At 53.1% G+C, this 18109-nt stretch carries 25 protein-coding genes; 11 read left to right on the top strand and 14 right to left on the bottom strand.

Translation table 11 applies throughout. The annotated features are described in order from the left end of the window. The first annotated feature begins 109 nt into the window (after positions 1–109). A complete protein-coding gene (locus tag B1H58_RS18790; protein ID WP_085071957.1) occupies positions 110–1384 on the top strand; it encodes a Glu/Leu/Phe/Val family dehydrogenase in 1275 nt (424 codons plus the stop codon). An 84-nt stretch (positions 1385–1468) separates the two neighbouring features. On the opposite strand, the gene B1H58_RS18785 is transcribed toward B1H58_RS18790, so the two are convergent. From B1H58_RS18785 to B1H58_RS20860, 4 genes are all read right to left on the bottom strand, one after another. Continuing rightward, on the bottom strand, positions 1469–1723 hold the full coding sequence (locus B1H58_RS18785) for a hypothetical protein (RefSeq protein WP_085071956.1): 255 nt from the start codon (positions 1721–1723) through the stop codon (positions 1469–1471). A 215-nt stretch (positions 1724–1938) separates the two neighbouring features. Then, positions 1939–2283 (bottom strand): hypothetical protein, encoded by a 345-nt coding sequence (locus B1H58_RS18780; protein ID WP_335671919.1) that lies wholly within the window; start codon positions 2281–2283, stop codon positions 1939–1941. A 123-nt stretch (positions 2284–2406) separates the two neighbouring features. Continuing rightward, positions 2407–2994, bottom strand: coding sequence for a YceI family protein (locus B1H58_RS18775; RefSeq protein WP_085071955.1), 588 nt, complete (start codon positions 2992–2994; stop codon positions 2407–2409). Positions 2995–3209: 215 nt separating this feature from the next. Then, a complete protein-coding gene (locus B1H58_RS20860) occupies positions 3210–3353 on the bottom strand; it encodes a hypothetical protein (RefSeq protein WP_167373300.1) in 144 nt (47 codons plus the stop codon). Positions 3354–3525: 172 nt separating this feature from the next. Here B1H58_RS20860 and B1H58_RS18770 point away from each other — a divergent pair, with 172 nt between their 5' ends. The 4 genes from B1H58_RS18770 (at position 3526) to B1H58_RS18755 (ending at position 7062) form a co-directional block, all read left to right on the top strand. Next, positions 3526–3726, top strand: a complete 201-nt coding sequence (locus B1H58_RS18770; RefSeq protein WP_085071954.1) for a hypothetical protein — start codon at positions 3526–3528, stop codon at positions 3724–3726. A gap of 381 nt (positions 3727–4107) precedes the next feature. Further along, positions 4108–6072 (top strand): M10 family metallopeptidase C-terminal domain-containing protein, encoded by a 1965-nt coding sequence (locus B1H58_RS18765; protein WP_157130212.1) that lies wholly within the window; start codon positions 4108–4110, stop codon positions 6070–6072. Between the two features lie 95 nt (positions 6073–6167). After that, entirely contained in the window at positions 6168–6608 is a 441-nt protein-coding gene (gene lysM / locus B1H58_RS18760) for a peptidoglycan-binding protein LysM (RefSeq protein WP_085071952.1), read from the top strand. Between the two features lie 205 nt (positions 6609–6813). Next, the gene (locus tag B1H58_RS18755; protein ID WP_085071951.1) at positions 6814–7062 is read left to right on the top strand and encodes a hypothetical protein; all 249 of its coding nucleotides are present in this window, start codon (positions 6814–6816) and stop codon (positions 7060–7062) included. Between the two features lie 70 nt (positions 7063–7132). Here the strand turns inward: B1H58_RS18755 and B1H58_RS18750 are convergent, their stop codons facing one another. From B1H58_RS18750 to B1H58_RS18740, 4 genes are all read right to left on the bottom strand, one after another. Then, positions 7133–8299 carry a zinc-dependent alcohol dehydrogenase gene (locus B1H58_RS18750; RefSeq protein ID WP_085071950.1) on the bottom strand — a complete coding sequence of 389 codons (1167 nt, stop codon included), beginning with the start codon at positions 8297–8299 and terminating at the stop codon, positions 7133–7135. Further along, the gene (locus tag B1H58_RS18745) at positions 8299–8838 is read right to left on the bottom strand and encodes an SRPBCC family protein (RefSeq protein ID WP_085071949.1); all 540 of its coding nucleotides are present in this window, start codon (positions 8836–8838) and stop codon (positions 8299–8301) included. Before B1H58_RS18745 ends, B1H58_RS18750 begins: the two co-directional genes overlap by 1 nt. Positions 8839–8947: 109 nt before the next feature. Beyond that, positions 8948–9124, bottom strand: coding sequence for a hypothetical protein (locus B1H58_RS20855; protein WP_167373299.1), 177 nt, complete (start codon positions 9122–9124; stop codon positions 8948–8950). 121 nt (positions 9125–9245) lie between these two features. Beyond that, the gene (locus tag B1H58_RS18740) at positions 9246–11012 is read right to left on the bottom strand and encodes a sensor domain-containing phosphodiesterase (RefSeq protein ID WP_085071948.1); all 1767 of its coding nucleotides are present in this window, start codon (positions 11010–11012) and stop codon (positions 9246–9248) included. A gap of 124 nt (positions 11013–11136) precedes the next feature. Here B1H58_RS18740 and B1H58_RS18735 point away from each other — a divergent pair, with 124 nt between their 5' ends. Then, a complete protein-coding gene (locus tag B1H58_RS18735) occupies positions 11137–11343 on the top strand; it encodes a DUF2767 family protein (protein ID WP_085071947.1) in 207 nt (68 codons plus the stop codon). A 12-nt stretch (positions 11344–11355) separates the two neighbouring features. Here the strand turns inward: B1H58_RS18735 and B1H58_RS18730 are convergent, their stop codons facing one another. After that, complete coding sequence (locus B1H58_RS18730; protein WP_085071946.1) at positions 11356–11910, bottom strand: hypothetical protein; 555 nt, start codon at positions 11908–11910, stop codon at positions 11356–11358. A gap of 43 nt (positions 11911–11953) precedes the next feature. Continuing rightward, positions 11954–12286 (bottom strand): hypothetical protein, encoded by a 333-nt coding sequence (locus B1H58_RS18725; RefSeq protein WP_085072371.1) that lies wholly within the window; start codon positions 12284–12286, stop codon positions 11954–11956. 214 nt (positions 12287–12500) lie between these two features. On the opposite strand from B1H58_RS18725, the gene B1H58_RS18720 reads away from it, so the two are divergent. Continuing rightward, the gene (locus B1H58_RS18720) at positions 12501–12680 is read left to right on the top strand and encodes a hypothetical protein (protein ID WP_085071945.1); all 180 of its coding nucleotides are present in this window, start codon (positions 12501–12503) and stop codon (positions 12678–12680) included. Positions 12681–12749: 69 nt separating this feature from the next. Here B1H58_RS18720 and B1H58_RS18715 read toward each other — a convergent pair whose 3' ends face one another. Continuing rightward, complete coding sequence (locus tag B1H58_RS18715) at positions 12750–13106, bottom strand: DUF4186 domain-containing protein (RefSeq protein ID WP_085071944.1); 357 nt, start codon at positions 13104–13106, stop codon at positions 12750–12752. Positions 13107–13310: 204 nt separating this feature from the next. On the opposite strand from B1H58_RS18715, the gene B1H58_RS18710 reads away from it, so the two are divergent. Further along, a complete protein-coding gene (locus B1H58_RS18710) occupies positions 13311–13694 on the top strand; it encodes a hypothetical protein (RefSeq protein ID WP_085071943.1) in 384 nt (127 codons plus the stop codon). Here B1H58_RS18710 and ldcA read toward each other — a convergent pair. Continuing rightward, positions 13691–14647, bottom strand: a complete 957-nt coding sequence (gene ldcA, locus B1H58_RS18705) for a muramoyltetrapeptide carboxypeptidase (RefSeq protein WP_085071942.1) — start codon at positions 14645–14647, stop codon at positions 13691–13693. The two genes, B1H58_RS18710 and ldcA, sit on opposite strands and share 4 nt — an antisense overlap. Before the next feature lie 188 nt (positions 14648–14835). Here ldcA and emtA point away from each other — a divergent pair, with 188 nt between their 5' ends. After that, positions 14836–15450 (top strand): membrane-bound lytic murein transglycosylase EmtA, encoded by a 615-nt coding sequence (emtA, locus tag B1H58_RS18700; protein WP_085071941.1) that lies wholly within the window; start codon positions 14836–14838, stop codon positions 15448–15450. Here the strand turns inward: emtA and B1H58_RS18695 are convergent. Both B1H58_RS18695 and B1H58_RS18690 read right to left on the bottom strand, forming a co-directional pair. Then, positions 15435–16583, bottom strand: coding sequence for a mechanosensitive ion channel family protein (locus B1H58_RS18695; RefSeq protein ID WP_085071940.1), 1149 nt, complete (start codon positions 16581–16583; stop codon positions 15435–15437). The genes emtA and B1H58_RS18695 overlap by 16 nt on opposite strands. Positions 16584–16681: 98 nt before the next feature. Next, positions 16682–17416, bottom strand: coding sequence for a flagellar brake protein (locus tag B1H58_RS18690; protein ID WP_085071939.1), 735 nt, complete (start codon positions 17414–17416; stop codon positions 16682–16684). A 221-nt stretch (positions 17417–17637) separates the two neighbouring features. Between B1H58_RS18690 and B1H58_RS18685 the strand changes: the two genes are divergently transcribed. Beyond that, positions 17638–17835: a glycine zipper domain-containing protein gene (locus B1H58_RS18685; RefSeq protein WP_085071938.1), complete on the top strand. Its 198-nt coding sequence runs from the start codon at positions 17638–17640 to the stop codon at positions 17833–17835. Between the two features lie 13 nt (positions 17836–17848). Further along, the gene (locus B1H58_RS18680) at positions 17849–18097 is read left to right on the top strand and encodes a GlsB/YeaQ/YmgE family stress response membrane protein (RefSeq protein WP_085071937.1); all 249 of its coding nucleotides are present in this window, start codon (positions 17849–17851) and stop codon (positions 18095–18097) included. Positions 18098–18109: the final 12 nt, after the last annotated feature.

Below are 18109 nucleotides of genomic sequence, written 5' to 3'. Positions count from 1 at the left end.
CTGAAAAATCCATCGACGATAATTAATGGTAAATTCATCAACGCATAGTGATATGCAGGTCATTTCCACGGTTAAACAATATAAATAACTTTGTTCAAAAAGGTTTGTTATGGAAAAGCTATCTTACGCGTCAGAAAGCGGTACATCGGCCTGGAACACCTACCTTCAGCAAATCGATCGCGTTGCCCCTTATCTGGGTGATTTGTCGCGCTGGATCGATACGCTGCGCCATCCGAAACGTGCCCTGATCGTTGATATTCCCCTACAGATGGATGACGGAACCATCCGCCATTTTGAAGGCTTTCGTGTTCAGCACAATCTTTCCCGGGGTCCGGGTAAGGGCGGTATTCGCTACCATCCTGACGTGGATCTGAATGAAGTCATGGCCCTCTCCGCCTGGATGACCATCAAATGCGCCGCGGTAAACCTGCCTTACGGCGGGGCGAAAGGCGGCATTCGCGTCGATCCGTTCTCGCTGTCTGAGGGAGAACTGGAACGTCTGACTCGCCGCTATACCAGTGAAATCGGTCTGATTATTGGGCCGCAGCGCGACATTCCGGCGCCGGATGTGGGCACCAACGGTAAAGTGATGGCATGGATGATGGATACCTATTCCATGAATCACGGCACCACCATCACCGGCGTGGTGACCGGCAAACCGATTCACCTCGGCGGCTCGCTGGGTCGTGAAAAAGCGACCGGACGCGGCGTATTTGTTACCGGTCGTGAAGTAGCAGGGCGCGCCGGTATTGAAATCGAAGGCGCAAAAATCGCCGTGCAGGGCTTTGGTAACGTCGGCAGCGAAGCGGCTCGTCTGTTTGCGGAAGCGGGGGCGCGCGTGGTGGTGATCCAGGATCATACCGCTACGCTGTTTAATGCGGACGGAATTGATCTGCACGCGCTCAGCGAGTGGCAGCTCAGCCACAAACAGATCGCCGGTTTCCCTGGCGCCCAGAAAATCAGTAGCGAAGATTTCTGGACCACGAAAATGGATATTCTGATCCCGGCGGCGCTGGAAGGGCAGATCACGCGCGAACGCGCAGAGAAGCTTAGCTGCAAACTGGTGCTGGAAGGGGCGAACGGCCCAACCTATCCTGATGCGGATGATATTCTTAAGGCGCGCGGCATTACCGTGGTGCCGGATGTTATCTGTAACGCAGGCGGGGTAACGGTCAGCTATTTTGAATGGGTGCAGGATATGGCGAGCTTCTTCTGGAGCGAAGAAGAGATCAATGCGCGTATGGACAAGATCATGACCGAAGCGATGGTGCATGTCTGGGATAAAGCGATAGAAAAAGAATGTACGCTGCGTACCGCTGCCTATATCGTCGCCTGCGAACGTATCCTGATGGCGCGTAAAGATCGTGGTATCTATCCAGGCTAAGTAGCTGGTCACGGCGTGTTGCGCTGTGAACAGAGCGGGCCCGGCGCAATACAGAGGCTACGGGCCTGCGGTTAACCTCTCGCATCAGCTGGTCTGGCTGGTGCGTTTCCGGTTCTGTGTGGTGTATTTGCGTCCTGCTCTGGCGCGGTTTAACGTATGCGTAAACAGCATTACATCTTTACGCAGCCAGACGCGAACGGAAAGTGGCGCATGATTCAGCGACTCAGGCAGCGATACGCCGTCAATGGTGCCGCGATTACAGATAGCGCGAATCAGTTCGGTCTCTTTGATACCCGCATACCGGGCAAACTCCGGGGCGGTAAAGTGTTGGCGTGCCATACAGTCTCCTTAAGCCTGCTTTGGATAATGATTAATAAAATTTAGCTTAAGGTTATTTTTTATCCCTTTTTCTGGCGGAATTATTGATCCATGTCAGAAAGTACGAAACTCTAAAGTAAAGTTTTTTTATCATTTCGCTTGTTTAATCAGACGGTTAATAGCGGCGTAACAGCATGCGGTAATCATGTTAGCCTCTAAACCCTACAAAGGCTGCTTCAGGTAATCTGTAAGATCGCGCCAGGGGTTTTTAACATCTGAAACAGCTGCTGCTGGCTGGCGTCTGAAACCTCCTGTGTATCCCAGCCGTGCCGCCAGGTCAGGTGATGGATATGACCCAGCTGACGCCACAGCGCAATGGCAGAAGCGGCCAGCGAGCAGCTTTCGTCGCTTTGCAGGCATTCAAAGGTGGTATGGCTCTCTTCATCCAGTGCGTTAATAAACACATGCGTGACCTCGGCGGGGATCACGGCCCGCAGATCCTCCAGCATATCTGCGCTGACGGAAGCGGAAAGACGCAGGATAAATGACGCTGAATTCACGGTTACCTCTCTGATAAGCATCTGGTTACCAGAATGGTACGCCAGCAGCGTGAAGCGCGCGCGTTTTTTCTTGCGGGTAAAGGCAGCAGAGGGCGGTCCGGGAAGAGAAAAATCATCAGCCCTGACAGAGCAGGGCTGAAAGGCTTATTTGGCCGCGTAGGCTTCGGTAGAGATAGTCAGCGTAACGTCATCGCTAACGGCGGGAATATACTGCTTCAGATTGAAATCGGAACGTTTTACCGTTGCCGTGGCATCAAAGCCAATCGCCTGCTTTTTCAGCATGGGGTGTTCTCCCTGCTTGTTCAGCGTGGCGTGTAGCGTGACCGGACGGGTAACGCCTTTAAGCGTCAGATCGCCCTGCACCTCATAGCGGTTGTTGCCTTTGTTGATAACGCGCGTGCTGCGGAAAGTCGCCGTGGGATAAGTACCGGTATTAAAATATTGATCGCCTTTGAATTCGGTGGTCAGCGCCTCTACATGGGTATCAATATTGGTCAGGGGCAGCGTCACGTCGACTTTTGATTTTTCCGGATTTGCGCTGTCGAAAACCAGCGTGCCGCTGGTGCCGGAAATATCAGCGGTCGGATGAGAAAAACCAAAATGCGACCAGCTCATTACCACGGAGGTATGTTCCGGATTCAGCTGATAGGTCTGCGCCTCAGCATGGCTGAACTGCGCCCAAAGGCCCAGGCTTAACGCCAGCGGCGTGGCAATTTTTTTCATGCTCAACATAACGACAATCCTGCAATCACTAAAAAGGAATTTAAGTGTGGCCGCTGACGGCAAGAACCGAAAGCAAAGATAATTGTTTTTGTTTTTCAAATAATTTGAAGAAAACAGCGAGGCAGGCGATGCGGCATAAAAAAGACCCACCAGCGGCGGGTCTTGCACAGGGTCGAAAGCTCAATGTCTCTTGTCGGCCCTTCGGTAAGTCAGGGAAGGGCGAATTAACGGCCAGGACCGCCTTGATGGAATCCGCCGCCACCGCCATGACCGCCGCCCGGGCCACCCCAGCCGGGCCCCCACCAGACACAGCCGCTTAATGATGCGGTCAGCACGACCGCCGTTAATAACATAAACATTTTTTTCATGATTACCTCCAGCAAGTGCGCGCGATTCTAAGATAAAAAAATGAGCCTTAAACCAGGCGAGCCGCTGATTTTCACTTTCCTGACACTTTGCTGCGTTTTTCCTGCGACACAGGCGAAAAGGCCTTTGCTGCCAGGCTTTGCTATATTTAAAAAAAAGAGACAGGAGGCAAGAATGGACGTGAATATTGAAAAACATCAGATGGCTAACGGCGATTATGAGTATCGTGCCAGCTGCGAACAGCCGGGCTACCGCTTTACGCTTATTGGTAAAGGAAAAAACGCGACAGAAGCGGACAATAACCTGCGACAGAATCTTGAAGAGATGAAAACGCGTCTTGATGAAATTATTGAGATCAGCAAGGTTTCTGCCTGACGATTAACCTTCCGTTTATGCAGCAACATTCGCTAACCGCAGGCCGGGCCGTATAACGCTGTCCGGCCTGTTTTGGTATTCAGCGCAGCGAAAATATTTGATGCCGCTTTAATAATCCTGGCGATAAAAATAACTCTTATCTCGCCTGTGCTATTTCCCTGAGGGGCACAATGAAATCCGGTTATAATAATGCGTCCACAATGAGCGCCGCACAGGCAAAAAAGTCTCTAATGTTGCGCCTGTTTTGCCGATATAGCTAAAGACGACGTTAAGGTCGTTTTAATCCAGAACCTGCAGTAAATTCGAAATGATTCGTTATTCCCTGTCAGGATGAGCGGGTAATGCTGGCTTCTCGGAACCTATTTTTCCGGAGAAAAGCCCTTGTCCACAAAGAGCATGCGTACTTCCTGGTTTGAACCCGATCTGCAGGCCGCGACCAGCGCAACCAGCAGCAGTTACTATTCCAGTGCGCCCACTGTCCATTACAGCTCCAGCCAGGCTGCGGTTCAGCTCACTCGCAGCGGGCTGAGCTGGAATGGTTATCAGGTCTATAACAAGCCGTTGGAAATCAGTTTCGCTTTTCCCGATAACCTGACGAGCACGCCATACGGTGATAAAGGCATTGTTACCTTTAACAGCGAACAGCAAGCGGCGGCGCTGAAATCGCTGCAGTCCTGGGCCGATGTGGCGAACATAAAATTTACGCAGGTGAGCAGCGGCGCCCGGTTAACCTTTGCCAACTATACGCAGTATGCCAATGGTCAGCAGGCGGACGATCAGGCGTATGCTTATCTGCCAGGCGGCAGCCGGGCGGCGGGTACGATGTGGTTCAATTACAATATGGACAATAACCGCTCACCGGAACATTATGAATATGGACGCCTGACGCTGACCCATGAATTAGGTCATGCTCTTGGCCTGAGTCATCCTGGTGACTATAACAGCGGCACCGGAGAGATCTCTTATAGCGCCAGCGCTCCTTATATAGAGGATTCGCGCCAGTACACCTTAATGAGCTACTGGAGTGAAACCAATACCGGCGCTAATTTTTACGGCCACTATGCGGCTTCGCCGCTGTTGCATGACATCGCTGCTATCCAGCGTCTGTATGGCGCTAACATGACCACGCTGACGGGCAATACCGTGTATGGCTTTGGTTCGAATACCGGACGAGACTATTACACCGCACTCAGCAGCAGCGATGCGCTGATCTTTTCTGTGTGGGATGCAGGCGGCAACGATACGCTGAACTTTTCCGGCTTCCGGCAGAATCAACGGGTTAACCTTAATGCAGAGACGTTCTCTAACGTGGGCGGGCTGATTGGCAATGTCTCTGTCGCGCTCGGCGTGGTGATTGAAAACGCCATTGCCGGCACCGGTCACGATACGCTGATTGGCAACGCGGTTGCTAACGGCCTGCGCGGCAACGCTGGCAACGATACGCTGTACGGTAACGATGGCAACGACACGTTGTATGGCGACAGCGGCAGCGATCGACTCTACGGCGGCAACGGCAACGATGTGCTGTATGGCGGTCTTGATATCGATACTCTGTATGGCGATAGCGGACTCGATCGTTTGTACGGTAATGACGGCAACGATCTGCTGTATGGCGCGCCCGGTAACGATACGCTGTATGGGGAAAACGGTAACGATCGTCTGTTTGGCGGCGAGGGTGATGACCTGCTGTATGGCGCGAGCGGCATCGATACGCTGTACGGAGAAAACGGTCATGACCGGCTGTACGGCGGTGAGGGTGACGATCTGCTGTACGGCAATAACGGCAACGACCGTCTGTACGGCGAAAACGGCCACGATCGTCTGTTTGGCGGCGAGGGGGATGACCTGCTGTACGGCAACAACGGCAACGATCGGCTGTACGGTGAAAATGGCCACGATCGTCTGTATGGCGGCGAAAACAACGATCTGCTGTACGGCGGCGGCGGCAACGATACGCTATATGGTGAAAACGGCATCGACCGGCTGGAAGGCGGAGCAGGGGCAGACCGGTTATATGGCGGCGGCGGGGTGGATAAGCTCTACGGCGGCGCAGGTAGCGATCGGTTTATCTTCACCAGCGCGAAAGATTCCCTGCCTGGACTGCGTGATTTAATCGGTGACTTCACCAGCGGCAGTGACAAAATCGACCTGTCAGCGCTGGACAGCCACGCATATCCGCTGCGCTTCGCCTCAAAGTTCACCGGCAGGCTGGGCGAAATGCAGATGACGTGGGATGTCACTAACCATCTGACGCATTTAAAACTGAACCTGTCGGGAGATATGCAGCCAGATATGATTATTGATATTGCCGCGCGCCCTAATATGCATATTGATTTTATTGTTTAGAAAGCGGTCAGGCCTGAGTTGCCGTTCGGTCTGAATAGCATCCATCTGCTACGCTTAGAGGGAGATAAATTTTTTAGCGTAAAAATGGAGGATGCATGGGACTGTTAAGCTTTGTGAAAGACGCAGGAGAAAAACTGTGGGATACGGTAACGCATAACTCACAGGAACAGGATGCAAAGCTCAAAGAGCATCTACAGAAAACCGGGGTGCCGGATGCCGATAAGGTGCAGGTCGCGGTAAAAGATGGTCAGGCAACGGTAACCGGCGAAGGTCTGAGCCAGGAAGCGAAAGAGAAAATTCTGGTGGCGATCGGTAACGTAGCCGGAATCAGCGGGGTTGATGACAAGGTAGCAGTATCACAACCCGCCACGGAAAGCCGTTTTTATACCGTGAAGAAAGGCGATACTCTGAGCGCTGTCTCGAAAGAGGTGTATGGCAACCCCAACGAATACAATAAGATTTTTGAGGCCAACAAGCCGATGCTGAGCAGCCCCGATAAGATCTATCCGGGTCAAACGCTGCGTATTCCGCAATAACATACTAGCCCGCCTTTAGGCGGGCTTTTTATTTCCGGGACTCTCTTTACGGCCGTAGCTCCGCTGTATACAGACGCCAACGCCTGTCGCGCACGAATTTTTAGCGCTATAGCCATGTTAACAAAACGGTTATTTCGATGAATATATTCGATTGTTAGCATAAATAAAAGGCGTATAGTGAGTGTGTCATTGGAGGTTAGCATTAATGTTAAGAAATCACTTAAAGATTCAGGAAAGTGACACGCTGGAACGCGTGGAAGAGATTCATTTGAAAAACCGTGGACAGGAAGATATCACCACGTGGTCGATAAAAGGGCCGGATGGCCGTCTGAAAGGGCGGGTCACGCTGTTTGATAAATTTTGTAACCGCCGCTCCTGGCCGGTTAACTACCGCATTACCCAACGTGATTGCAGCGGCAAAATTGTTGTTGATAAGCTGACCGACAGCCTGTAACGCGCAGCGGTGCGGAAAAAGAAAAGGGGACATCCGGTCCCCTTATTTGTGTTCTGTTCCATCAGGTTCCTCAGGGCGCAAATACCGCCCGCAGGCAGCCATCTTCCTTGTGTTTAAACATCTCATAGCCGCGAGGTGCCTCTTCCAGCGAGAAGCGGTGGGTCGCCATAAATGCGGGGTTCAGTTCACCTTTCGCCACATGATCAAGCAGCCGATGCATATAACGCTGGCCGTGCTGCTGTGCAGTGCGGATCGTCAGGCTTTTATTAATCATCAGTCCCAGCGGAAACTTATCCATCACGCCGTAAACGCCCAGAATCGAAATATTACCGCCTTTGCGGCAGGAGTAGAGCGCCTGGCGCAGCGCAGCGCCTACGTCCGTTTGCAAGTGCAGCAGCTGTTTAGTGCGATCGTAAACCTGCGTCAGGCCTTCACCGCGCGCCTCCATTCCTACAGCATCAATACAGCTATCCGGGCCGCGTCCGCCGGTCAGCTCCAGCAGCGCCTCATGGATATCCGCCTTGCTGTAATCCAGCGTAATGGCACCGGCATAATCGCGCGCCATCGCCAGTCGTTCCGGGAAACGGTCAATTGCGATCACCTGATGCGCGCCCATAAGCCAGGCGCTCTGCATCGCCATCAGCCCCACGCCGCCGCAGCCCCAAACCGCCACGGTATCGCCGGGATGAATATTACAGAAATCTGCGCCCATATAGCCGGTAGGGGCGGCGTCCGATAAAAACAGCGCCTGTTCGTCGCTGACCGTCTCCGGTACCACAAAGCAGTCATTATCGGCGAAAGGAACGCGCACATATTCAGCATGAGAACCGGCATAGCCGCCGAAGGCGTGGCTGTAGGCGTAAATCCCGGCGGTTGCGTGTCCCAGTATCGGTTCGCCTTGTTCCCAGTGCGGATTAGTATTATCGCAGCAGGAAGGCAGTTCATGCTGACAATACCAACAGGAGCCGCAGGAGATAAAAGAGGGCACCACCACCCGATCGCCGCGCCTGATATTTTTAACCGCGCTGCCGACCTCTACCACTTCACCCATAAATTCATGACCAAGAATATCGCCTTCGTGCATGGTCGGGATCAGGCCATCAATAACGTGCAAGTCGGAACCGCAGGTGGTGGTTAAGCGTACTTTGATAATTGCATCATGCGGATTCAGCAAAGCGGGATCTGCCACGCTTTCTACCCGTAAGTCATTGACGCCGTTCCAGCATAAAGCTCGCATTACGCCTCCTTATCTTTTCGTTCTGTATGACGACCCGCTGGCTGCCCGTCAAGGCTGGGGATCTCTCCGGTTTCGGCCAGGCTCTTAAAGCGGTGCAGCGCCTTGCTGAGCTGCTCTTTGGGAAACAGATCGAGCAGCGTAGTCACTTTTTTACCCAGCGCGCCGCCCGGTGGGTTAAAGCGCAGCGTCAGCGTCAGCTCGGTGCCCCATTCGCCGGGTGCAGGGCGAAACTGCAGCATGCCTTCGTTTGGCACGTCAGCACCGTCCAGCGATTCCCAGGCGATAACCACGCCCGGCTGTTGTTCGACAATCCGGCTACGCCAGCGAAAGCTTTTTTTCAGCGGCCCCTTAACTTGCCAGTCGGCGTCGGTATCATCGATCACCGTTATCTGAGCAAAGTGCGCCATAATTTGCGGCAGCGTGGCGGGATCGCGCCATAACGCATAGAGCTGATCGGCGGGTTTACCGATGGTGATCCAGCGGCGCAGCTGGGTTTCGTGGGCGACATGGGTGCCCTTAGCTTGAACTTTCTTACTCACAAAACCTCCGGTTGTTAACAGCGGTTGTGATGCAGTCTGGAAGGGAAGGAACGGCGTCGCGTATCCCAAATAACATGCCCCGCGCCGAAAGCCAGCGCAGGGGCAGATATCAGAACAGATGAAAATGGTGGCGCAGGCTGAAAATGCTCCAGTAGATGGCGGAAGCAACCAGATACGCCCAGCAGCCCCAGTAGGCCACCGGTTCACGTTTACTTTTCTCTTTCGGCAAATTGACAAACAAATAGAACGCAGAGGCGATCAGCGCAATAAAGTAAAATATTTTCAATTTACTCTCCTTTTTCCTTGGCTACTCTGAACATAGCGTTGTAAAAGCTATAGCACAGAAGCGCAGATAAGGAGAAATAAACGGCAGAAATCGCCCGGCAAAGATGAGGCGAAATAATGGTTTACTGTTGTAACCATCTCTCCAGCGCAGTGGCTTTCATGGGTGCCGAGCAGTAAAAACCCTGCACTTCATCACAGCCCAGCAACTGCAGCTGTTCATAGGTTTCTTTATCCTCGACGCCCTCTGCCAGTACCACATAATCCAGATCCTTCAGCATGCTTATCACGTTACGGACAATAATGCCGCTGGCGGTATCATGCTGGAGACGGCTAATCAAGGAGCGATCCAGCTTAATGACATCAATCGGAATGCGCCGCAGGTAACTGATATTGCTGTAGCCAGAGCCGAAGTCATCCAGCGAAATCTTAAAGCCGCGCAGCTTCAGCATATCGAAACCGTGCAGCGCGTTGGGGCTGGCGTGGATCTCTTCCGTTTCCAGGCATTCAATACCTAAATATTCTGGCGTCAAACCGCAGCGCAGCAGCCGCTCTTCCTGGCGATCGGCAAAATCAGGACGGCAAATATCGGAGACGCTCACGTTAACCGACACCGGCAGATGAATGCCTTTTTGCGCCCAGCGCTGCAGCTGCCTGATGGCGCTATCCAGCACCCAGTCGGTCAGCTCCGCCATCAGGCTGGTGCCGGCCGCCAGTGGAATAAAACGGCCGGGCGGGATCTCGCCTTCAACGGGATGCTTCCAGCGCAGCAGCGCCTCCAGACCCACCGTTTTGCCGGTGTGCAGGCAAATTTTCGGTTGATAAACCAGGTAAAGGCCGTAGCGTCCGCGCACCGCCCGCGCCAGATCGTTTAGCCGCTGAAACTCCTGATTCCGTCTTTGATCGTTTTCGCTATCGAATAGCTGGAAGAGATTTTGTTGAGCGATCGCCTCATGTAACGCGCTGAGCGCACGGCGCATCGCCTCCAGCGGCGGCAGGGTTCGGGGAGAAAACTGCACTTCTCCAACGCGAACCTGTAAATCAATGGTAATGGTATCGCCGAGACAGGCATTAATGCCGCCCAGCTTTTCGCTGCAGAGTTTGCTGTCCATTCCCTCTTCGCTGTGGGTTAACAGCGCAAAGCGGCCATGGTTAATCAGATAGAGCATCGGCTCTTTGCCGTGAAGGCTCAGCCGCTGATGCAGCACCCGGGTTAGCTCATGCAGCAGACCCTCAGACGCGGCAATCCCCAATGAGCGCGACACATCGAAAATGTGCTGCGGATCGATACAGTCAATCATTAACAGACGCCACTGCTGATCGGGCAGCATGTCGGCGCTTAATTCCAGATCGCGCAGTAAACGCTGACGATTGGGCAGGCCGGTAACGGTATCGATATAACCACTGGCATACCAGGCGTCGAGAAAGGCGGCGGTGAGGCGCGCTAATGTTGCCAGCGTTATCTGCTGTTCTTCGTTGAACGTGCGCGGCTGCGTATCAGTGACGCAGAGCGTGCCGATGATGTCATCTTCACCGGAGATCAGCGGTGCGCCAGCGTAAAAGCGGATAAACGGCGCGCCACGCGTCAGCGGATGCTGCTCAAATCGCGGGTCTTGCCAGGTGTCAGGGCAAATCAATAGCCGTTCGCACTGTATGGTATGTCGGCAGAACGCATGTTGTAGCGAGGTTTCCGTTAATGGAAACCTCTGTGGCGCTTTAATGTACTGGCGATCTTCATCAAGAATCGAAACGTAGCAGCCGGGAATGCCTAACAGCTGGCTGGTGAGTAACGTGAACTGACTAAGAATTTCATCCCGGCAGCGGTCATTTTTTTTCAGCAGTTCCAGTGCTGCACGCCTTTTGCTATTTAATGGTTGTAATGGGCTAAGCATGATTGTTCGCCTGGCGTCGGAACGAAAAATTAAAAGGGAATGATTATACTTATCGAAGTATCGGCGCATGTGGCCTTTGCTTTAGTTTTACTTTTGGGCCAGATTCAGAAAAGAGGAGCAAGTAATGAAACGTGATGCACTAAGCGAAGACTATTATGACGAGGTTTGCCGGGTGATTGGCGATGCGGCAATCGTGTTATCGGAAAGCGGCCTGAATACCGAGCGCGAAACGCTCGCCAGTTTGCTCTGGCAAACGCGCCAGCGCCGTCAGGATAGCGACCGGGACGAACAGAAAGTACTGGAGCATGCGATCCGGCTGATTAAGCCCTGAATTGCATCCGGATTATGTCTGTCGCGGCGGCAACGAGGGAAATTCTGTCACCAGGAAGTGACGCAGATGATCCAGACACCATTCGGCATCCTCGCTGTGCTGACAGCAAAAGGCGAGGGTGATTTTCTTGCTGTGTACGCCACCCATCTCCAGTTCAGACCAGCTCCACTTCAGCGCGGAACGCGCATAGTTCACCATCGCGCCATCGTTAATGTGATGATCTAACTCCTGTTTCGCCAGATACGCCCAAAAATAGTCATCCAGGCTCACGGCATCCACCGTTAACGAGGCGGGTAAACCCGGGCGAAAGGTAAAATCCACATAGCCGCCGATCCCGTTTTCCAGACGTCGATAATCACAGCCCAGCGTCATGAACAGTCCATCCTGCAAATTTACCTCTTCCAGCAGGCGTCGCAGGTTAGGAGAGCGTTTGGCTTCCTCAATCTCATCAATGCGCTGTGTCTCATGCGTTAAGTCGATTCCGCCATAATTAATGCTGCCGTCGCTGTAATTTTCATGCGGATAGGGAAAACTAATGAAGCGGTCGTGCTGTGTATCCTGTTCCATGCTGATATCCCGTTCAGGTGAGCTTAGCGTTAGCTGTGGCGGATTACTTCCCGCAGGTCCAGGTAATCATCTGATCCTGTTGCGGATCGATAAGGCGAAACTGTTTATCAGAAATACGCTGGGCAAGATAACCCTCTTTAGTGACCGCTGCCGGGATGTAGCGGGTGCGGTCGGTAGAATGAAGCGGTCCGCTTTCCACTTTGACGTCATCAGTAGCCACGCTAAACGAACTAACCAGATCGAACACGGTGCCGTGGGTAACATGACCTTCCTGACCGTAAATCGAGGCGACTTTGCCGGGACACTCAACGCCCTGCGGGCCGGAAGAGCAGGCAGCCAGCAAAAAGGGAAGCGTGAACATCATCACTCGCAGCATATTCATTGCCTTTTTATCTTATCGCTTTTCCTGCCAAATAAAACAGGACCGGCGCAGCAGCGCGCTACGCTTTCAACAGCATAGCATTCACCCGAAGAAATGATGGAATTCAGCCTCGCTGTTTCAACTGGACCAGTGAAAAAAAATGACTTAACTTGGTTTGGCGCAATAAATTTGGCAAACTGTGCGCCCTATCACGAAAGGGAAAAGCGGAATGAAAGAAGAAGAAGCCAGTCTGATGCTGATTCGCCATGCTATCGATAACCTGCCGCAGCCGCAGAAGGAGCGGGTAGAGCGCTGTATTGGCAGAATAAAAGAGACCCTGCGCGAGTATGAGGAAGAAGATGCTGGCCTGGCGTTGATGCTGGTGGCAGCGGAAATTGCCGCAGAGTAAAAAAATTGTGGCACAAATTTTGAGCGGATCTGAAAGCCGCACCATGCGGCGTTATTCCCGCCGGTGAATTCAGCGATTCATCTCTTTCACCAGCCAGGCGTGGATCACCGTAACAATATAGCGCTGCTGTTGGGCGCTTAGCGGTTGATGTGCGGCGATTCGATGCCACTTTTCCAGACAGCCACGGCAGCAGGTTGCAGTGGCATGCTGAGCAATAAACACCGGGTGCCCGCGCATGGGCGTCTGTTTGCCATCGTTACGCGGCTCGGCAGCGGCAAGACGCTGGGCAATAAAATCCGCCGCATGGCGGTCAATCACCTCGGGACCTTTTTCCAGGCAATATTGCCGCTCCTTACTGCCCAGCCGAAAACGACGACGAAAAGTCGACGCGTCCAGGCGTTGAAACAACCGATCAAGTTCAGACATACATCGCTCCTGTTCACCGCATCAACGTTAATGGCGATGTTAATTGCATGATGCGCGTTGTCAAATCAATGGCTGACAGGGTGTTTGTCAGCATTTTCAGCACTGGCTTGCGCCAGATCATCTCTTCCGTTCGCATTTCCGGCGATGTCAGACTATGGATATTAAGGCGATATTTTGTGTAATTACGCTGAGGATGCATGCGTTATGAGGAAATTATTACTGGCGGCAGGATTGCTTACGCTGTTTACATCATCTGCCCGGAGCGAAACTGAATTTCAGATCACCTGTCCGGGCAGGGCAGTGATGACCATCTCACGTGCACAGCACGGCCTGACCACGCTTATGTGGCCGCAGCGCCACTTTCAGGTCGCCTCGGGTCAGGTGCGACACACGCTGGAAAATGGCGCGAAGGTCGCCATTACTCGTTTTCGCAATGGCGATCGGTTGATCATTAATCAGAGCAGCGGCAAGGTCTGGTTTGCCTATCGCAATACCAATAAGCTGCTGCCCTGTAGCCGTAGCGCTAAACGCGAAGTAGAAGCGATCACCCTGGAGCGGTTTGACGATCGCGGCCATATTGATTCTTAGCGCTCTGTTTCCGACGCTGCGTGGGCAGATAATACCGGATGACCGCTGATGCGCAGGCTGGCCTGGCCGCGCGCCACGCTCAGCGTGCCCTGCGCCCCCAGCGGCAGCGTTACCGTCGCCTGGTCATGACCAAAATCGAGCCCGTCGACGATCGGCAGGCCGGTGAGCTCGCGCATGCGCTGCCAGACGGTTGCAAAGCCGAAGCCGTTATCATAGTCAGAAGGTTTACAGCCGGTGAAGCTGCCAATAATAATTGCCCGCTGGCGCGCCAGGATACCGCACTGATGCAGCTGTAGCAGCATGCGTTCGGTGCGAAACGGATGCTCATTCACATCTTCGATCACCAAAATGCCGTTATCAATATCCGGCATCCACGGCGTGCCGATCAGCGTCATGATCATGGCCAGGTTGCCACCCCATAGCGTGCCGCTCAGCGTCGGCAATGTCGGCGTACTGCTTGCCCACCTCAGGGTAAACTCAGGCGAAGTTAACGCCTGCCAGAAGTGGTTCCAGCTAAATTCAGACAACTCCGGCGCGCCAAAATTGCCGCACAGCATCGGCCCGCTGAAAGTGATCAGCCCAGACTGCGCCAGCAGCGCCAGCTGCAGCGCGGTAAAATCGCTATGACCGCACAGCGCGACCGGCTTGCCCTGTAGCTGTTGCCGCAGGCCGGCGTAATCGATCTGATCCATTAACCGCGTCACGCCATAACCGCCGCGCACCGCCAGAACAATATCAGGCAGCGGGCTGAGCCGGGCCAGCGCATTGATATCCTGCAGGCGTTCGGCGTCGCTGCCAGCGAAGCGCTGAAAACGGCGACCGGTTACCGTCTGATTGGTTACCTGATGTCCCGCCTGTTGCAGCCGCTGGATACCCAGCGCGGCGGCAGGCTGATTATGGCAGTAACCGGACGGCGCGATCAGATGGATAATACGAGGCGTATGCGGGTTCATTAACGGGACTCCTGTTGTTTATCGTCCTGCAGTCCAACTGCGTGATGATGACGAAAAGCGTGACTAAAGTCATCATTTGTCACACTTTATTCAGTAATTCAGATAAGTGGTAATTTTTAAAAGCGAACCGCTAAGTAAGATGGGGCGCAGCAATAAGGCTTCGAGGAACCCTAAGCGTGAAAATCAGGATGCTGGTGCTATCGGCACTATTACTGGCAGGCTGTGCCAGTAAAACCACCCACCATACTGCCCGGGAGCGGCAAACGCCCTTAACCAAAGCCGCGCCAGCACACGTTTCGCAAACCTGGTCAATGTTTACGGAAAACGCCGCCAGCCATTATGGTGTTGACGAGCGCTTAATCAGTGCGATTATCAGCGTTGAATCGGGCGGCAATCCTGATGCGGTAAGCCGCTCGAATGCCGTTGGCCTGATGCAAATCAAAGCCTCGACCGCCGGACGTGAAGTCTATCGTGCGCAGGGACGTCATGGACAACCTTCGACGCGCGAGTTGCGCGATCCGGCAAAAAATATTGATATCGGCACCGCCTATATCCGTCTGCTACAGCAGCGGGCATTGGCAGGCATTCGCGACCCGGAAACGCTGCGTTACGCCACGATTGTCTCTTACGCTAATGGCGCAGGCGCGCTGTTGCGCACCTTTTCGCGTGACCGCGATCGGGCTATTGCCATGATTAATGAGATGTCGCCGGACGAGTTTCGACGCCATGTGCAGACCAGACATCCGGCTGCACAGGCGCCGCGCTACCTGTGGAAAGTGAATACCGTTTATCGCACCATCTGAGGCTGACGGTCAGCCTTCTGGTTATCCTCATCCTCGTTAGACGCCTTTTCCGCCATGTTCAGTTCCGGCAATGTCCCGCCGGTAAACTGAACGTGACGGATCGGGAAGGCGAAATGCACATCCAGTTCGGCCAGACGTTCCATCAGCTGCAGGTTTATCTCCTGCTGAATATCCATATATTTGTTGTAGTCGGCATCGGTAACAAAATAGATCACTTCATAAGTCAGCTGGGAAACATCAAACGATAAGAAGTGCGCGCGGTCGAAACGGGTTTGTTCAACGCCCTCAATAATCTCTTTAACGATGTTGCCAATTTTACGCGCTTTCTCCGCTGGCGTGTTATAGCTGATGCCAAAGCGGAACTGGATGCGGCGCTCCTGCATACGCTTATAGTTGTGAATGGTTTGCTGTAGCAGCACCGCGTTAGCGCAAACGATCTGTTCACCGCTGAGGCTGCGGATGCGGGTCGTCTTCAGGCCGATATGCTCAATGGAGCCGGCAATATCGCCGAAAACAATAAAGTCGCCAATTTCAAACGGCTTATCCAGCCCGATAGCCAGCGAGGCGAAAACATCGCTCAGCACGGTTTGAATCGCCAGCGCGACCGCAATACCGCCTACCCCTAAGCTGGCGACCAGCGCAGTAATGTTGACGCCCATGTTTGACAGGATTGCCAGCATCATAATCGCCCAGATAAATATCCGCAGCATAATGCCCAGGATCACCATGGTGACCGGGTTACGCACATGTGTGGGATCGCGCAGCATATTTCTCAGCCACAGGCGTACGCCGCAGTCCAGCCACAGCGCGAACTGCAGCATCAGGGCGATAAACCAGCCGTGAGAAATGTTGCTTTGCCAGGTGACCGGCAGATCGATAAATTTAATCGCAATCAACAGGGAAAAGATAAACAGCAGCAGGCGGCTGGTGGTGCGCAACATCTCAACGGCGATGTTATAAAAGCGCGAGCGGTGATCGTTTTCAAAACGTCCAAGACGGGAGCTGATAAAGCCAATCAGTGAGCGCAGCAACCAGTAAATAATAAATGTGCCGGCAACAACGATAACCGTATTGAACCAGAACGTTTGGTTAAACAGCAGTGACAGATTCCGGTCGGAAAATAGAGTTTCCATCAGGGGAGCTTCTCCTTACGGTTGATTGAGTGGCCTGAAATCAACACTAAGCCTGGCTCAGGCGGATGTCCTTTGCCAGGCGAGAGGAGAAGCATTCTTTAACGAAAGCGCATCGCTTTTTCACGCGCGACGCGTTCAAGAGAGAAAATAATTTGCTGTAGCTGACGCTCCTGCGCGGCGCTCAGCGAGGTAAAACTAAAGCTCAGACGCGGCGTTGAAACCGTCTCGTTTTTACTGCTCACGGTAGTGCGGGTGCCCACGTGCAGCAGCTGACCATCTACCTGAAGCTCGCCATATTCGCCCATATCCAACCGCATGCCGCGCCAGAGATCTCCGCAGACAAGGTTTTCCGGCATGTCGCCTTCCACCAGTACGCCAATGCCGCCCAGGGAAATATCCTGCAAGCGGAAACGCGCCTTGCCGCCTTCAGGCCAGCTGGCATGACAGTAAAAAATCGGGTCCAGCGGGGCGCTAATCCGAAAATATTCACGACGCTGGATCTGCAACAGCTCAGACGGCAGCGGGGTGCTGAAAGCGGGCAGGCCGCCAAAATGCGTCTCGTGCAATTGCTCCAGATTGAATTCGACTTTTGCCCCTTTCATTTCTGCAGTAATGGCCAGGCTGCGCATCTCCAGCGTGACCTGATTATCATAATCGTTACTGCCGTAATCGATTACCAGTAGCTCTTTATCAACGGACAGGATATGGCTAATAAACTGGCCGCGCGCATGGGAAACCATGATCGGCGTACCGTCACGTTCTATGTCGCGCAGTACGCCTAACACCGCCAGCGTGCCACGTTTGTAATACTGCTCATTGTCAGACTCTTTCACTTACTTTCCCGTCCCGGTCTGTTTCCAGATATTTCTGTAATACGCGTTATCTGCTGTTTATCGGCATTGCAACGTAGAAATTTATAGCAGCCGTTGCTTTTTTGGGTAAAAAACCTGCAAAAAGTTATCTCTGAAATCACATAGTTAGAAACCTGTCCTATACTTGTTGCCAGAAGTGTGATGAACAGGTCAGCCGCTCACCGATCTCAGGAGGACTGGGTATGTTTTCGAAAAAAGAAACGCGCGACAGTCTGGAATATGCGCAGGACCGTACACGCGAAGCAGGCAGTGAACTGTGTCGTGAAATGAACAACGTAACGCATCAGGCGTGTACGTATGTAAGAAGTAACCCCTGGGCAGGCGTCGGTGCCGGTGCCGTAGTGGGTATCATTGTTGGTATGTTAATTAGCCGTAAATAAGAAGGAGTTACAGATGGGAATTCTGTCATGGATCATTTTTGGTTTAATCGCCGGTATTATCGCTAAATGGGTCATGCCGGGTAAAGATGGTGGTGGCATCATTATTACCATTATTCTGGGCATCATCGGTGCCGTCGTCGGCGGCTGGATCAGTACCTTCTTTGGCTTCGGCCGCGTTGATGGCTTCAATTTCGGCAGCTTTGTGGTCGCGGTGATCGGTGCCATCCTGGTGCTGTTTATTTATCGCAAGGTTCGTCATTAAGCTTTAAATACA

The organism is Pantoea alhagi (assembly GCF_002101395.1).
GTDB lineage: Bacteria > Pseudomonadota > Gammaproteobacteria > Enterobacterales > Enterobacteriaceae > Mixta > Mixta alhagi.
Note: the sequence above shows the minus strand (reverse complement) of the source record. Positions and strands in the feature narration are given on the sequence as shown.

Excerpts from the sequence above, each read along its gene's own strand:
- B1H58_RS18790 (WP_085071957.1), top strand. The coding sequence starts at position 110 with ATGGAAAAGCTATCTTACGCGTCAGAAAGCGGTACATCGGCCTGGAAC.
- B1H58_RS18785 (WP_085071956.1), bottom strand. The coding sequence starts at position 1,723 with ATGGCACGCCAACACTTTACCGCCCCGGAGTTTGCCCGGTATGCGGGT.
- B1H58_RS18780 (WP_335671919.1), bottom strand. The coding sequence starts at position 2,283 with ATGCTTATCAGAGAGGTAACCGTGAATTCAGCGTCATTTATCCTGCGT.
- B1H58_RS18775 (WP_085071955.1), bottom strand. The coding sequence starts at position 2,994 with ATGTTGAGCATGAAAAAAATTGCCACGCCGCTGGCGTTAAGCCTGGGC.
- B1H58_RS20860 (WP_167373300.1), bottom strand. The coding sequence starts at position 3,353 with ATGAAAAAAATGTTTATGTTATTAACGGCGGTCGTGCTGACCGCATCA.
- B1H58_RS18770 (WP_085071954.1), top strand. The coding sequence starts at position 3,526 with ATGGACGTGAATATTGAAAAACATCAGATGGCTAACGGCGATTATGAG.
- lysM (WP_085071952.1), top strand. The coding sequence starts at position 6,168 with ATGGGACTGTTAAGCTTTGTGAAAGACGCAGGAGAAAAACTGTGGGAT.
- B1H58_RS18755 (WP_085071951.1), top strand. The coding sequence starts at position 6,814 with ATGTTAAGAAATCACTTAAAGATTCAGGAAAGTGACACGCTGGAACGC.
- B1H58_RS18750 (WP_085071950.1), bottom strand. The coding sequence starts at position 8,299 with ATGCGAGCTTTATGCTGGAACGGCGTCAATGACTTACGGGTAGAAAGC.
- B1H58_RS18740 (WP_085071948.1), bottom strand. The coding sequence starts at position 11,012 with ATGCTTAGCCCATTACAACCATTAAATAGCAAAAGGCGTGCAGCACTG.
- B1H58_RS18735 (WP_085071947.1), top strand. The coding sequence starts at position 11,137 with ATGAAACGTGATGCACTAAGCGAAGACTATTATGACGAGGTTTGCCGG.
- B1H58_RS18730 (WP_085071946.1), bottom strand. The coding sequence starts at position 11,910 with ATGGAACAGGATACACAGCACGACCGCTTCATTAGTTTTCCCTATCCG.
- B1H58_RS18725 (WP_085072371.1), bottom strand. The coding sequence starts at position 12,286 with ATGCTGCGAGTGATGATGTTCACGCTTCCCTTTTTGCTGGCTGCCTGC.
- B1H58_RS18720 (WP_085071945.1), top strand. The coding sequence starts at position 12,501 with ATGAAAGAAGAAGAAGCCAGTCTGATGCTGATTCGCCATGCTATCGAT.
- B1H58_RS18715 (WP_085071944.1), bottom strand. The coding sequence starts at position 13,106 with ATGTCTGAACTTGATCGGTTGTTTCAACGCCTGGACGCGTCGACTTTT.
- B1H58_RS18710 (WP_085071943.1), top strand. The coding sequence starts at position 13,311 with ATGAGGAAATTATTACTGGCGGCAGGATTGCTTACGCTGTTTACATCA.
- ldcA (WP_085071942.1), bottom strand. The coding sequence starts at position 14,647 with ATGAACCCGCATACGCCTCGTATTATCCATCTGATCGCGCCGTCCGGT.
- emtA (WP_085071941.1), top strand. The coding sequence starts at position 14,836 with ATGCTGGTGCTATCGGCACTATTACTGGCAGGCTGTGCCAGTAAAACC.
- B1H58_RS18695 (WP_085071940.1), bottom strand. The coding sequence starts at position 16,583 with ATGGAAACTCTATTTTCCGACCGGAATCTGTCACTGCTGTTTAACCAA.
- B1H58_RS18685 (WP_085071938.1), top strand. The coding sequence starts at position 17,638 with ATGTTTTCGAAAAAAGAAACGCGCGACAGTCTGGAATATGCGCAGGAC.
- B1H58_RS18680 (WP_085071937.1), top strand. The coding sequence starts at position 17,849 with ATGGGAATTCTGTCATGGATCATTTTTGGTTTAATCGCCGGTATTATC.